At 72.7% G+C, this 15,502-nt stretch carries 2 protein-coding genes (1 of these 2 only partly in view); both read left to right on the top strand.

Annotated elements, in window-relative coordinates; translation table 11 throughout:
- Nucleotides 1-2 precede the first annotated feature (2 nt).
- Nucleotides 3-13,697, top strand: coding sequence for an SDR family NAD(P)-dependent oxidoreductase (locus ACFY8O_RS30485; RefSeq protein ID WP_387908065.1), 13,695 nt, complete (start codon nt 3-5; stop codon nt 13,695-13,697).
- Nucleotides 13,694-15,502: the start of an SDR family NAD(P)-dependent oxidoreductase gene (locus ACFY8O_RS30480; RefSeq protein ID WP_387908062.1), read on the top strand. It continues 6,870 nt past the right edge of the window; only the first 1,809 of its 8,679 coding nucleotides appear in the window; its start codon is at nt 13,694-13,696; its stop codon lies beyond the right edge, outside the window. The genes ACFY8O_RS30485 and ACFY8O_RS30480 overlap by 4 nt, the downstream gene beginning before the upstream one ends.

Below are 15,502 nucleotides of genomic sequence, written 5' to 3'. Positions count from 1 at the left end.
TCATGGACAGCCAGCTGGAGCGGCTTCTGCTGGATCTCAAGGCCGATCGCGTCTCCAAGGAGCACGTCAAGAGGTTCTTGAAGGAGCGTCAGGAGCGGACGGGACCGGGATCGCCCACGGGCGCCCCGCCGGCGGGGCTGCTGCGGTGCCACCCGCTCTGGAAGACGGCGGACACCCCTGCGACCGCACGGAAACCAGGACACGTGGTGCTCCTCGCCGGGCCGTCGGCACTGGAGGACGCCCTGCGCCGGCAGGACGCGACGGTCGACGTACGCCTGCTGCGGTCCGGGGCCACGGGGCTCGCGGACCGCTACGCCGAGCTCGCGGCCCAGGTGCTCACCTCGCTCCGCCCGTTGGCCGGCGACCCGGAACTGCGCCCCACTCTGGTGCAGCTCGTGGTCTCCCCGCAGGGGGAGGACCTCCTGCTGTCGGGTCTGATCGGCATGGTCAGGAGTGCGGGCCTGGAGAACCCCGGGATCGTGCCCCAGCTGCTTCTCGTCGACCCGGCCGCCGGGCCCGCGGACACCGCCGCGCGGATCCTGGACAGTCGCGAGCGCGGCCATGACCGCGTCGTGCGGTTCCGCGACGACGTGCGCGAGGTACTGACCTGGCAGGAGTCGGTGAGCCTCGAGCAAACGGCCGCGTCCTGGCGGGAAGGCGGTACGTACGTCGTCACCGGAGGGCTCGGCGGGCTCGGACTGATCTTCGCCCGGGATCTGCTGCGGTCCGTACAGAACACCACCGTCCTGCTGAGTGGCCGCTCCGCCCTCGACAGCGGCCGGCGCCATCTGCTCGAAGGCCTCTCCCGTTCGCGGGCGCGGGTGGAGTACACCAGGCTCGACGTGTCCGACCCGGCCGGTGTCGAGGCGTACCTGGCCGGCGTGCGGCGTGAGCACGGTGCCATCCACGGCGTCATCCACAGCGCCGGAGTGCTCCGGGACGGATTCGTTGCGCACAAGAGCGCCGAGGAACTGCGTGAGGTCCTCGCCCCCAAGACGGCGGGCACCCTCAACCTCGACGCCGCCACCAAGGACGACGCACTGGACTTCTTCGCCCTGTTCTCCTCCACCGCGGCGGTCACGGGCAACGTCGGCCAGTGCGACTACGCAGCCGCCAACGGGTTTCTCGACGCGTTCGCCCACCACCGGGGCGGCCTGGTCGCGCAGGGGCTGCGGTCCGGGCGCAGCCTGTCGCTGAACTGGCCGCTGTGGGCCGAGGGCGGAATGCCGGTGGACACGGAGACGGAGCAGGCCCTGCGGGAGCAGACCGGCATGCACGCTCTGCGTACCGAGTCGGGCATCAGGGTCTTCCACGAGTCCCTCGGGTCGGAGCACTGCCAGGTGATGGCGGTCGAGGGCGACGTCCCCCGCATCCGCAGGGCCCTGCTCGGGCAGTCGGAGACCAGCACCGGATCCGCCCCGGCCCCCGCCACGGTCACCGCTCCCGTTGCCGCGCCGCCCGAAGGCATCGGTGAGGAGGCACTGCGCGACCGGGTCGTCGGCAGGCTTCGGCAGTTGCTCAGCGGTGTCATCGGCCTGCCCGTCGGGAAGATCGACGCCCAGACGCCCCTGACGGACTACGGCATCGACTCCATCGTCGTCACCCGGCTCAACCGCAAGCTCGCCGCGGTCTTCCCGGATCTCCCCCGGACGTTGCTGTACGACTTCAATGCGCTGGACGCCCTCGCGTCCTACTTCCTCCGGGCGCACCGGCAGGGGTGTCTGGACTGGACGGGGACTGCGGCACCCCGGCAGGCCGCCGCGGCACCGCGGCCGGCGTCCGCCCGCCCCGCTGAGCGGCCGGCGTCCGCCCGCCCCGCTGAGCGGCAGGCGCCCGCGGTCACCCCGTCCACCTCCGCTCCCACCGAGGACGCGATCGCCGTCATCGGCATGAGCGGGCGGTTCCCGCAGGCCCGCAACCTGCGGGAGTTCTGGGAGAACCTCGCCGCCGGGCGGGACTGCGTCACGGAGATCCCCGAGGACCGCTGGCCGCTGGAGGACTTCTACCACCCCGACCGCGACGAGGCGGTGGCGGCGGGCCTGAGCTACAGCAAGTGGGGCGGATTCCTGGACGGGTTCGCCGAGTTCGACCCGCTGTTCTTCGCCATCTCGCCGCAGGAGGCGATGAGCATGGACCCGCAGGAGCGCCTCTTCCTGCAGGAGTCCTGGAACGCGCTGGAGGACGCGGGCTATACCCGGCAGCGGCTGGCCTACGCTCATCGCCGGAAGGTGGGTGTCTTCGCCGGCGTCTCGAAGACCGGGTTCGACCTGTACGGGCCCGACTTGTGGAGGCGCGACGAGAAGCTGCACCCGTTGACCTCGTTCGCCTCGGTGGCGAACCGGGTGTCGTACCTGCTCGACCTCACCGGGCCCAGTCTGCCGGTCGACACCCTCTGCTCCTCGTCGCTGAGCGCGGTCCACGAGGCGATGCAGCACCTTCGCCGCGGCGAGTGCGACCTGGCAGTCGCCGGCGGGGTCAACCTCTACCTGCATCCGTCGAACTACGCCCTGATGTCCGGCAAGCGGATGCTGTCGGAGGACGGCCGGTGCCGCAGCTTCGGGGCCGGTGGCAACGGGTTCGTGCCGGGGGAGGGCGTGGCGGTCGTCCTGCTCAAGCGGCTGTCCGACGCCGAGCGCGACAACGACAGCATCCGGGCCGTCCTGCGCGGCAGCAGCATCAACCACGGCGGCCGGACCAACGGCTACACCGTCCCCAGCCCGGTCGCGCAGGCCGAGGTGGTACGCGAGGCGCTCGCCGGGGCGGGCGTCTCCGCGGGCGAGGTGAGCTTCGTGGAAGCGCACGGCACCGGCACCGAGCTGGGCGATCCGATCGAGATCGACGGGCTGACACAGGCGTTCGCGTCTGACCCTGGCTCCGGGCAGCACTGCGCCCTCGGCTCGCTGAAGAGCAACATCGGCCATCTGGAGGCCGCCGCAGGCATCGCCGGACTGCTCAAGGTCATCCTCCAGATGCAGCACGGGCAGATCGCGGCCAGCCTGCACGCGCAGGAATCCAACCCCAACATCGACTTCGCCCGGACGCCGTTCCGTCTCCAGCGGGAGACGGCCCCGTGGAAGCGGCCCGCGGTCGGAGGCGGCGACGGGCGGACCACGGAAGGCGACCGGATCGCGGGCGTCTCCTCGTTCGGCGCCGGCGGATCCAACGCCCACGTCGTCGTGGCGGAGTACCGCCGAGCAGACCCCCCGCCCCTTCCCGCACCCGAGGGCACCCCGCGCCTGGTCGTCCTCTCGGCGAAGGACCCCGAGCGGCTGCGTGAGCGGGCCCGTGACCTGCTCGACTGGCTGCTGCCGCAGGACCCCGCCACTGTCGACCTCGGCGCCGTCGCCCACACGCTGCAGCTCGGCCGTGAGGCGATGGACCACCGCCTCGCCGTCCTCGTCGATTCGCCCGCCGACCTCACCCGGAAACTCACCGGGTTCGTCGCCGGGGAGCAGGACGTCGACGACCTGCACCTCGGCAACGTCAAGGAGCACCGCGAGGCCCTCGCCGCCCTCGGTGACGACGGCGACATGGCCACGACCGTCGACGTGTGGATCGAGAAGGGCAAGTTCGAACGGCTGCTCGGTCTGTGGGTCAAGGGCTTGAGCGTCGACTGGGCCAAGCTGTACGGGCCCCGGCGGCCCCCCATGCTCCCGCTGCCCGGTTACCCCTTCGCCCGCGAGCGCTACTGGGTGGGCGACCTGGCCGCGGCGGCCGGCCCCGCCGATTCCGCCGCCCGCCGGCACCACCCGCTCATCCACACCAATACCTCCACCCTCGACGCCCAGCGGTTCGGCTCGTACTTCTCCGGAGCGGAGTTCTTCCTCACCGACCACGTCGTCAACGGGCGCAAGGTGCTGCCGGCAGCGGCGTACCTGGAGATGGCCCGAGCCGCGCTGGAGGCCTCACTCGACAGTCCTAGGGGTCGGACCGTGCTCCGCAACGTGGTGTGGGCCCAGCCCCTCACGGTCGCCGAGCACCCGCCACACGTCACGACGACGCTGTACGCCGCGCCCGCCGGTACCGTTCCGCTGCCCGGGGACGCCGCGCCCGCCAGGGAGGCGGCCTTCGAGATCTCCAGCGTTCCGGGAGAGGACCCGGACGCGGACCCCGTCGTGCACAGTCAGGGCACCGTGCGCGCCCTCGCCGCCGCCACACCGGTGGCCGTGGACGTGGCCGCGCTGCGGGAGGCGTGCGGTGCCGCCCGGATGGACGCCGAGGAGTGCTACCGCGTCTACCGGTCCCTGGGCCTCGACTACGGCCCCGCGCAGCGCGGCATCGAGAGTGTGGCGATCGGCGACGGGCAGGCACTGGGCCGACTGCGACTCCCCTCCGGTGCGCCGGCCGACACGGACGCGTACGTGCTGCACCCGAGCCTGCTGGACGCCGCCCTGCAGTGTGCTGTCGGCCTGTTCGGCCGGGACGGCGACGGCGCGGACGCCGGCCCCGCCCCGCTCCACCTCCCCTTCGCGCTCGACGAGTTGGACGTCCTGGGGCCGTGCACCGCGCAGATGTGGGCGTGGGTCCGGTACAGCGACGACGACCGGCCCGGCCTCGGGATCCGCAAGCTGGACATCGACCTCCTCGACGACTCCGGGATGCCGTGCTGCCGCCTGCGGGGGTTCACCTCCCGCGCGTACACCGCCGAAACGACCGCCCAGCGAGCCGGCGGCACCCAGCCGACCGGTGCCGTCCGCCTCCCGGACGCCACCCCCGCGCAGGACGCCGGCGGCGCCCCTTCGGGGGGCACGCTGGAGGAGCGGGCCTGCCGGTACCTGGTCGACTTCCTCGCCACCGAGCTACGCGTTCCCGCCGAGCGGATCGACGCGGACGACGCCCTGGAGCACTACGGCATCGACTCCATCCTGGCGATGAACCTGACCAACCGGCTGGAGCGGGTCTTCGGATCGCTGTCCAAGACGCTGTTCTACGAGCACCAGAGCATCAGCGCCCTGTCCGGATACTTCGTCGGTGCGCATCGGCCGCGCCTGGTCGAACTGCTCGCAGCGGAAGCCCCCGAGCCGTCCGCCACCCCGGCGGCCGAGAGCACCGTGCGGGGCGGGGCACGGCCCGGGCCCGCCCGCCCGGCCGTCGTGCGGCGCAGCCGTCGCGAGCCGGTGCGCGGGGACACGGAGATCGCCGTCATCGGACTGGCGGGGCGCTACCCCCAGGCACGCAACATCCGGGAGTTCTGGCAGAACCTCGCCGAAGGCCGCGACAGCGTCACGGAGATTCCCGCCGACCGCTGGGACCACGGCCGCTACTTCGACCCTGACAAGAACGCGCCCGGCAGGACCTACACCAAGTGGGGCGGCTTCCTGGACGGCGTCGACCGCTTCGACTCGCTGTTCTTCAACATCGCCCCGCGCGAGGCGGCGTTCATGGACCCGCAGGAGCGGCTGTTCCTGGAGTGCGTGCACGAGACGTTCGAGGACGCGGGGTACACCCGCGAGGCGCTGAGCCGCTGCGACGACCGCGGCCTTCCCGGCAACGTCGGCGTCTTCGTCGGCGTGATGTACGAGGAGTACCAGCTCTACGGTGCCCAGGAGCAGGCGCGCGGCCGGAACGTCACGCTGTCCGGCAGCGCGTCGACCATCGCCAACCGGGTGTCGTACGCCTTCGACCTGCACGGTCCGAGCATGGCCGTCGACACCATGTGCTCCTCGTCGCTCACCGCGCTGCACCTGGCCTGCCAGAGCCTGAGGACGGGGGGGTGTGAAGCGGCCGTCGCGGGCGGCGTGAACCTCTCGCTGCACCCCAACAAGTTCCTGATGCTCGGCAGCGGCAAGTACGCGTCGAGCAGGGGCAGGTGCGAGAGTTTCGGGCAGGGCGGTGACGGCTACGTCCCGGGGGAGGGGGTCGGCGCGGTCCTGCTCAAGCCACTCGCCCGCGCACGCGAGGACGGCGACACCGTCTACGGCGTCATCCGCTCCACCTCGGTCAACCACGGCGGCAAGACCAACGGGTACTCCGTGCCCAACCCGCGCGCGCAGTACAACGTCATCGGCCATGCGCTCCGCGAGGCCGGAGTCTCCGCGGACGCGGTCAGCTACGTCGAGGCGCACGGAACGGGCACCTCACTCGGCGACCCGATCGAGATCACCGGTCTGACCCAGGCCTTCCGCGAGCACACCGAGCGGACGCAGTTCTGCGCGATCGGCTCGGTCAAGAGCAACATCGGGCACGCCGAGAGCGCGGCCGGCATCGCCGCGCTGACGAAGGTGCTGCTGCAGATGAAGCACGGCCAGCTCGCGCCCTCCCTGCACTCCGAGGTGCTCAACCCCCACATCGACTTCGAGAACAGCCCCTTCTCCGTGGCCCGGGAGCTGGCACCGTGGAGGCGCCCCACGGGCGCAGACGGCACCCCCGCGCCGCGGATCGCCGGCATCTCCTCCTTCGGGGCGGGGGGCGCCAACGCGCACGTCATCGTGGAGGAGTACCTCCCGGCGCCCCGCCCCGCGGGAGGCTCTCCCGCTCCGGGTGGTCCCGCGGCCGTCGTCCTGTCCGCCCGGACGGACGACGCCCTGCGGGCACAGGCCGATCAGCTGCTGCGCTGGACGACAGGGGAGGGCGCCACGGCCGAGCTCGCGGACATCGCCCACACCCTCCAGACAGGCCGGGAGGCCTACGAGGAACGCCTCGGGCTCCTCGCGGCCACGACCGGTGAACTCACCGCGAAGCTCCGGGCGTTCCTGTCCGGCGAGCCGGTGACCACCGGCCTGTACCGGGGCCGGGTGGAACGCCGGCAGGGCACCTTGGCCGTCTTCACCGCCGACGCGGAGCAGACCCGCACGCTGGACGCGGCGCTCGCGCGGCGCGACTACGGCGAGCTCGTCAGGCTGTGGACGACCGGCCTCGTGGTGGACTGGTCGACGCTGCGCAGCGCATCAGCATCGGCGCCGCGCCGCATATCGATGCCGACCTACCCCTTCCAAGGCGAGCGCCACTGGCTGGCCGACGCCACCGCGGCCGAGCCGGGCCAGGCGGCGGCCCCGGCGCAGCTCCATCCGCTGGTGCACGTCAACAGCTCCACCCTCCACGGCCAGCGCTTCACGTCCGTCTACACCGGCGAGGAGTTCTTCCTGCGGGACCACCAGGTCAGGGGCAGGCCCGTCCTGTCCGGCGCCGCCTGTCTGGAACTGGCCCGAGCCGCAGTGGCGGCCTCCGTCGACGAGCCCTACCGCGTCTCGGGCATCCGGAACGTGGCCTGGACGCGGCCGGTCACCCTGCACGAGCCGAACCTGACCGTCCAGGTCCGCCTGCGGCCCGAGCAGGACGGCGCGGTCGGATTCACCATCCTCAGCCCGGGCGACCCGGTCACCGGAACCGCCGACACGGTCCACAGCGAGGGCGTGGTGCACGTGACCGCGCGACCCGTGGCCGCGGACACCGAGGTCCGCGTCGACCTGCCGCGACTGCGGGAGACGTGCTCGACCCCGGGACCCGGGGCCGACGCGCTGTACGCGACCGCCGAGGCGCGCGGCATCAGCTACGGTCCCGGTCACCAAGGTGTCCAGCAGCTGTGGACGGGCGCGGGACAGGTCCTGGCCCGGATCTCGCTGCCGCAGGCGGTGCGGGACACCCAGCACGCCTACGGCCTCCACCCGTCGACCGTGGACGCCGGGCTCCAGGCGTGTGCCGGTCTGCTCTCCGGGGCGGCGGGCGGGGAACCGCAGCTGCCGTTCGCGCTGGACGAGGCCGAGATCCTCGGCCCCTGCCCACCGGAGGCCTGGGCCTGGGTGCGGGACAGCGCGGGCCGCGAGGGCGCCGGTCTGCGTCGCCTGGACATCGACATCTGCGACGACGAGGGGCGGGTGCGGGTCCGGCTCAAGGGCGTCGCGCTGCGCGCCCAGCCGATGGCCACGACCGCCCGCGAGCTGTTCGCCGCTCCGCGCTGGGTGGCCGCGGCCCCGGCGCCGGCCGCGGCCCCGGCGCCCGAGGGCCTGGTGCTCGTCGTGGAACTTCCCGACGTCGCCGCGGTACTGGAGGCGCGGGGCACCGCGCGCGTGGTCCGGCTGTCCTCGGGCGCCACGGATGCCGGGCGCCGCTACACCGACTACGCGCTCCAGGTCTTCGGCGAGGTCAAACGCCTGCTCGGGGCACCGGCCCACCACCCGGTCCGCGTACAGCTGCTCGCCCCGGCCGTCGACGCGTCGCTGTGGACAGGGCTGGCCGCCGTCGTGAGATCGGCGGGACTGGAGAATCCCCGACTGCTCGGGCAGATGGTGCTGGTGGACCCGGAGGACACCCCGGAGCGCGCCGCGTCCCTGGTCACGGCGGACCGCGCGGTGCTCACGGACTTCGCGGTGCGGTACCGCGGTGGCCTCCGCGAGGTCCTGAGGTGGCGCGAGGAGGACGTCCACCGCCGGTCGGCGGCGGCACCCTGGAAGGACGGGGGCGTCTACCTGGTCACCGGGGGCGCCGGCAGTCTGGGGATGGTTTTCGCCACGGACATCGCGCGGCGCGTCCGTGGGGGCCGCATCGTGATCGCCGGCCGTTCGCCCCGCGACGCGGCCAAGGACGCGCTGCTGGAACAACTGCGCCGGCACGGCGCGGAGGCGGTCTACGTACAGGCCGACGTGGCGGTCAGGGACGAGGTCGTGACGCTCGTCCAGGAGACGAGGGAGCGGTACGGGCGGATCGACGGCGTCCTGCACGCCGCCGGGTTCACCAGCGACGCGTTCGTCATCAAGAAGGACGCGGACGCCTTCGCCCGGGTGCTGGCACCGAAGGTCGCAGGCCTGGTGCACCTGGACGAGGCCACGCAGGACGCGGACCTCGACTTCCTGATCACGTTCTCCTCGGTCGCCGGGGCCCTGGGCAATGTCGGGCAGAGCGACTACGCCGCCGCGAACGCGTTCATGGACGCCTTCGCTTCCCACCGCAACGCGCTGGTGGCCCGGGGCGAGCGGCGCGGGAGGACGCTGTCGGTCGCCTGGCCCCTGTGGGCCGACGGCGGGATGCGCGTCGACGCGCCGACGGAACGCTCGCTGCACGAGCGCTTCGGCCTGGTGCCGTTGCCGGACGGGGACGGGCTGCGCGCTCTTTACCTGGCCCTGGCCTCGTCCTCCGACCAGGTGATGGTCCTGTGGGGCGACCGCCGGAGGATCGCGCAGACCCTCCTCACCGGACTGCTCGTGGACGCCCCGGCACCCCAGCCCCTGCCGGCGCCGGACGCCGCGCCCGCAAAATCCCCCGCGACGACCAGGACGGCAGCGGTCGCGCGGGACCTGGACGAGACCACCACGCAGCAGGCCGTGGCCTACTTCAAACGGCTCCTGGCCTCGGTCATCGACCTGCCCGCCGACCGGATAGACGCCGAGGCGTCCTTGGAGGACTACGGCGTCGACTCCGTCATGACCATGGAGATGACCCGGGCCCTGGAGGAGGTCTTCGGTTCGCTGCCCAAGACACTGTTCTTCGAGCACCGGACCATCAGCGCCCTGACCCGCCACCTCCTGCAGACCCACCCGCGGCAGATCGGGGAGCTGGTCCCCTCGGCGGGCGGACGGCGGCAGCCACCCGCCGTCGGACCTGACGCCCCGGAACAGCCCGTTCCCGGAGCGGGACGGACGTGGCCCCTGCCGTCCGCTGCTCCGGCGGCGCGCCCCGCCGGCCCGGCCCCGGCCACGGCATCACCCGACGTGGCGGTCATCGGCCTGGCGGGCCGCTACCCCCAGGCCCGCGACGTGCGGGAGTTCTGGCAGAACCTCGCCGCGGGCAAGGACTGCGTCACCGAGATCCCGCGCGACCGCTGGGACCACGAGCGCTTCTTCGACGCGCGCAAGGGAACTCAGGGGAAGTCCTACAGCAAGTGGGGCGGATTCCTCGACGGCGTCTACGACTTCGACCCGCAGTTCTTCAACATCTCCCCGCGCGAGGCGGAGATCATGGACCCGCAGGAGCGGCTGTTCCTGCAGTGTGTGCACGAGACCCTGGAGGACGCCGGGTACGTCCGGGACATCGGCAAGGACCGTACAGGCAACCGGCTCGACGGCCCGGTGGGCGTCTTCGTCGGCGTGATGTACCAGGAGTACCAGCTCCACAGCGCCCGGACGCGGGAGTACGGCGCGGCGCCGGTCGTGCCGGGCAACTCGGCATCCGTGGCGAACCGGGTCTCCCACGTGTTCAACTTCCGCGGCCCGAGCCTCAGCGTCGACACGATGTGCTCGTCGTCGCTGACGGCCGTGCATCTGGCCTGCCGGAGCCTGGAGGCGGGGGAGTGCGACACAGCGGTGGCCGGAGGAGTGAACCTCTCGCTGCACGCGAACAAGTACGTGCTCCTCAGCCAGGGCCGGCTCGCGTCGAGCAACGGCCGCTGCGCCAGCTTCGGCACCGGAGGCGACGGCTACGCACCGGGCGAGGGAGTGGGGGCGGTCCTGCTCAAGCCACTGGCACGGGCGGTCGCGGACGGTGACCGGATCTACGGGGTCATCAAGGGCACCGCCGCCAACCACCGCGGCAGGACGAGTGGTTACTCGGTTCCGGAACCGCTGGGGCAGGCGGAGGTCATCGGCGAGGCCCTGCGGCGCGCCGGGGTCGACGCGCGGGACGTGAGCTACATCGAGGCGAACAGCGTCGGCACCTCCCTGGGCGACCCGGTCGAGATCGCCGGACTGTGCAAGGCGTTCGACACCGATGACCGGGGGTTCTGCGCGATCGGCTCGGTGAAGAGCAACATCGGGCACGCCGAGAGCGCGGCCGGCATCGCCGGCATCACCAAGGTGCTGCTCCAACTCCAGCACGGCGCGCTGGCCCCGTCCCTGCACGCCTCGGAACTCAACCCGCACATCGACTTCGAGCAGACCCCGTTCGTGGTGCAGCGGGAACCGGCCGAGTGGCCGGCCCCTGCGGCGGACGACGGCACGCGCGGTGCGCTGCCTCGTATCGCCGGCGTGTCGGCCTTCGGTGCCGGAGGCTCCAACGCCCACGTGGTGATAGCGGAGTACGTCCCCGACAGCCCCGTGCCGCGCCCGCCGGCCGAGACCGGTGCCCGCGCCGTGATACCCCTGTCCGCCCGCACGACCGAGCAGCTGCGGGCACGGGCCGAACACCTGGTGGAGTGGCTGGGCCGCCCCGAGAACGCGGACCTGGCGCTCACGGACGTCGCCTACACCCTTCAGGTCGGGCGCGAAGCACGCGAGGAACGCCTCGGCGTCGTCGCTGCCTCCGTGCCCGAGCTGGTCGAGCGGCTCGGCCGGTTCCTGGCCGACGAGTTCGCCGGCGGAGACGTGGTCCGCGGTTCGGTCTCCGACGGCGCCCAGACACTGACGCTGTTCGCGGCGGACTCCGACCTCGACGTGATGATCGCGGCGTGGGCCGAGAAGGGGAAGTACGAGAAGCTGCTCGAACTGTGGGTCAGCGGAGTGCCCGTGACCTGGCAGTCCCTCCACCGGACCACGACTCCGCGGCGGGTCGCGTTGCCGGCCTACCCGTTCGCGGCCGAGCGGTACAACGCCTTCGACGACCTGTCCGACGCCGCACCGCCTGCGCTCGGCGGCCCGGCGCACCTGCATCCGCTGGTCCACGCCAACACGTCCGACTTCAGCGAGCAACGCTTCACGTCCGTCGTGACCGGACAGGAGCCCTTCCTGGGCGACGACGCCGCTCGCACCGTGCCGGGCGCGGCCTTCCTGGAGATGGCCGTGGCCGCGTGCTGCCTCAGCAGCAGGGCGAGCGTCGATCCCGCCGCGCCGGTGGTGCTGCGCGACATCGTGTTCGCGCAGCCGCTCGCTCCGGGTGACGGCCCCCGCGCGACCCACGTCGGTCTGCGCCCGGAGGCCGACGGCGACATCCGGTTCCGGATCCGGAGCACCCCGGCGGCCGGGGACAGCGACGGGGACGCTGCCGAACACAGCACGGGCGTCCTGTACTTCGCCGAAGGAGCCGCCGAGACGGTGCTGGACGTGCCCGCTCTGCAAAGGGCCTGCCGCGGTGCAGGCCTGACCGGCGAGCAGTACCACCAGGGCCACCGGGACGACGGACCCGAGCCCGCATCCGCGCGGCGCACGGTGCGGCACATCTGGACCGGAGCCGGCCACGCCCTGATCCGGCTGGCGCTGCCCGACCCGGACCACGACACCGAGGACGGTCTGGTACTGCATCCGGGCCTGCTCGACGCCGCGGTACAGGTGTGCTTCGACGTCCTCGCCCGGCCGACCGGACCGGACCCGGCGGGGAGCGGCAGCGGACCCGCGACGGTCCGCGCCATCGACGAGGTCCTCGTCCTCGACGCCTGCACGGCCTCGATGTGGGCCTGGGTGCGCCCCGGCGCACAGCCGGCCGCCCCGGGGCGGGCCGCCGGCTTCGACATCGACCTGGCCGACGAGCAGGGCCGGGTCCGCATCCGGATCGGCGGACTCTTCTTCGACCCGGCCGCCTCCGACCGGGACGCCCTCGAACGGGCGGCACCCGGTCCCGCAGCGGAACCCCGCGACACCACCCCGGCCGGGGTGGAGGCGGCCGGCGGACAGCCGCTCCTGCTCAGCGCACAGTGGCAGGCCCGACCCGCACCGACCCGGCCGCCCGCGCTCGCCGCCCGCCCGGCCGTGCTGCTCGCCGGAGTGCCCGGCCTGGCGCCGCTCCTGCGGAGCGACGACGCCGACGTGTTCGTGCTGGCCACCGAGGACGGGGCCCCCGAACGCCGGTACACCGCGTACGGCCAGCAGGTGCTGCGGCACCTGCGCTCCCTGGAGCGCGGCGCCACCGGCCCGACCCATGTCCAGCTTGTGGTTCCCGGTACACCGGACGCGACGCTGCTCACCGGCCTCGCGGCAGTGCTCAGGACGGCCTGCCTCCTGAACCCGGCACTCACCGGGCAGGTCGTCGTGCTGGACCGGACCGACACCCCCGAGCGCGCCGTGCCGCGGATCCTGGAGAACCGCGACGTCCCCGAGGAGACCCTGGTGCGGTACGTCGACGGCCGGCGCGAGGTGCTGGCCTGGGCCGCGTGCGAGGACCGCGCAGCCCCCCACCCGCCGCCGTGGAAGGAGAACGGGGTCTATCTCGTCGCCGGCGCGTCCGGTGCGCTCGCACGGACCGTTGCGCGGGAGATCGCCACACAGACGGGGAACGCGACCGTCGTCATCGTCGGCCCGTCGCCGTTGGACGCCGAGACCCGTGCGGTGCTGCGGCAGCCGGCGGCCGGCAGCGCGGTGCACTACGAGCAAGCCGACATCTCCCACCGTTCCGCGGCGGACGCACTGGTCGCGCGGCTTCTGGAGCGGCACGGAGGGATCGACGGAATCGTCCTCGGTGCCGGGGCCATCCGCGACGAGCTCGTCGCCGGCACGCCGGGCCGCGACTCCCTCGACGTCCTCGCCCCCGAGGCGGCGGGCGTCGTGAACCTGGACGCCGCGACCCGGTCGCTCCCGCTGGACTTCTTCGTGACCGTCTCCTCCCCTGGCGGGGCGGGCGGCGGAGCCGGCCAGGTCGACGGCGCCGCGGCCCACGGGTTCCTGGACGCCTACGCGCGCCGCCGGCAGGACCTGGTCGCCGGTGGTGAGCGCCACGGGCACAGCCAGTCCGTCAACTGGCCGCCGGAGGCAGCCGGCATCGGCGGCTTCCACCGGATGCTGCACTCCCGGTACAGCCAGATCCTGGTCGCGGTTCCTCCTGGCGGCCACACCCTGGGGGACGCCTCGGTCCCGACGCAGCGGAAGTTCCCTACTTTCACCACCGATGGGACGAATTCGTGACCCACTATGACGGCGACCTGCTCGAGGAGAAGGCGAGCGAGTTCCTCGAGCACCTCCTCTCCGAGACCACCAAGCTCCCCCTCGCCCGGGTGGACGCCCGCGCGTCGTTCGAGAGCTTCGGCCTCGACTCGGTCATGGCGATGGCCATGACCGCGCGGATGGAAGCGGTCTTCGGGTCGCTGCCCACCACCCTGTTCTTCGAGTTCGGTACGCCCCGTGAGCTGGCCCGGCACCTGGTCGCCACCCGTCGGTCCGACCTGGCGCGACTGCTCGGCGAGGCCGCGACGGACCCGGTGGTCCCGGCCCCCGACTTCCCCGCCGCCGGTGGGCCGGCGGTCCGCGCCGGAGCCCGGTCCACGGGCCCGCTGCGACGCAAGCCCCTGGCGTCGACCAGGTGGTCGGTGCAGCAGACCGAGGTGCCGTCGCCCTCCGCGCCCCGCCCCGCTGCCGCGCGCCCCGCACGGCAGGGACTGGACATCGCGATCATCGGACTGGCCGGGCGCTACCCCAAGGCCCGCACCGTCGAGGAGTTCTGGGCGAACCTCGCTGCCGGACGCGACTGCGTCACCACCATCCCGACCGACCGGTGGGACCACGAGGCGTACTTCGATCCGGACCCGGACGCCCCCGGCAAGACGTACAGCCGGTGGGGTGGATTCATCGACGGCGTCGACGAGTTCGACCCGCTGTTCTTCAACATCTCGCCCGTCGAGGCGGAACGGATGGACCCCCAGGAGCGCTTGTTCCTCCAGTGCGTCCACGAGACCGTCGAGGACGCCGGGTACACCCCGGACCGGCTGAAGGCTCCGACGGACTCCGGCCGCCCCCCCGCCATCGGCGTCTACGTCGGCGTCATGTACTCGGAATACCAGCTGTACGGAGCCCAGGAGCAGGTGCTCGACAACCCGGTGGCCGTGTCCGGGAACCTCGCGGCCGTGGCCAACCGGGTCTCGTACTACTTCGACTTCCAGGGCCCGAGCATGAGCGTCGACACCATGTGCTCGTCGTCGCTGACGGCCATTCAGCTGGCCTGCCAGAGCATCCGGTCCGGCAGCTGCGACCTGGCGGTGGCCGGCGGGGTCAACGTGTCGGTGCATCCCAACAAGTACCTGCTCCTGGGGCAGAGCCGGTTCGTCTCCAGCACGGGACGGTGCGCGAGCTTCGGCGAGGGGGGCGACGGTTACGTCCCGGGCGAGGGCGTGGGCGCCGTCCTGCTCAAGCCGCTGGAGCAAGCCGTGAAGGACCGGGACCACATCCACGGGGTCATCAGGGGCGTCGCCGTCAACCACGGCGGACGGACCAACGGCTACTCCGTCCCCAGCCCGGCCACCCAGGCGCGCGTGATCACCGACGCCTGGCGGCAGGGCGGCATCGAACCGGACGCGGTCACCTATGTCGAGGCGCACGGCACCGGCACGGCTCTCGGGGATCCCATCGAGGTCGCCGGACTCACCCGGGCCTTCGGTGAACACGTGCGCGAGGGCCGGTCCTGCGCGATCGGATCGGTCAAGAGCAACATCGGCCACGCCGAGAGCGCCGCAGGCATCTCCGGGCTCACCAAGGTGCTGCTCCAGATGCGGCACGGCCAGATCGCCCCCTCGATCCACTCCACCGCACTCAACCCGAACATCGACTTCGACGGCACGCCCTTCACGGTCCAGCAGACTCTCGCCGACTGGCCGCGGCCGGTCATCACCGTCGACGGCCGGGAGCGCGAGCTTTCCCGGACCGCCGGCATCTCCTCCTTCGGGGCGGGGGGAACCAACGCGCACCTGGTCGTCGAGGAGTACCGGCCGGACCCGGAC

Origin of the sequence: Streptomyces argenteolus (assembly GCF_042902585.1) — a bacterium.
Lineage (GTDB): Bacteria > Actinomycetota > Actinomycetes > Streptomycetales > Streptomycetaceae > Streptomyces > Streptomyces argenteolus.
Note: the sequence above shows the minus strand (reverse complement) of the source record. Positions and strands in the feature narration are given on the sequence as shown.

Coding starts and splice junctions, on each gene's coding strand:
- ACFY8O_RS30485 (WP_387908065.1), top strand. CDS start 3: ATGGACAGCCAGCTGGAGCGGCTTCTGCTGGATCTCAAGGCCGATCGC.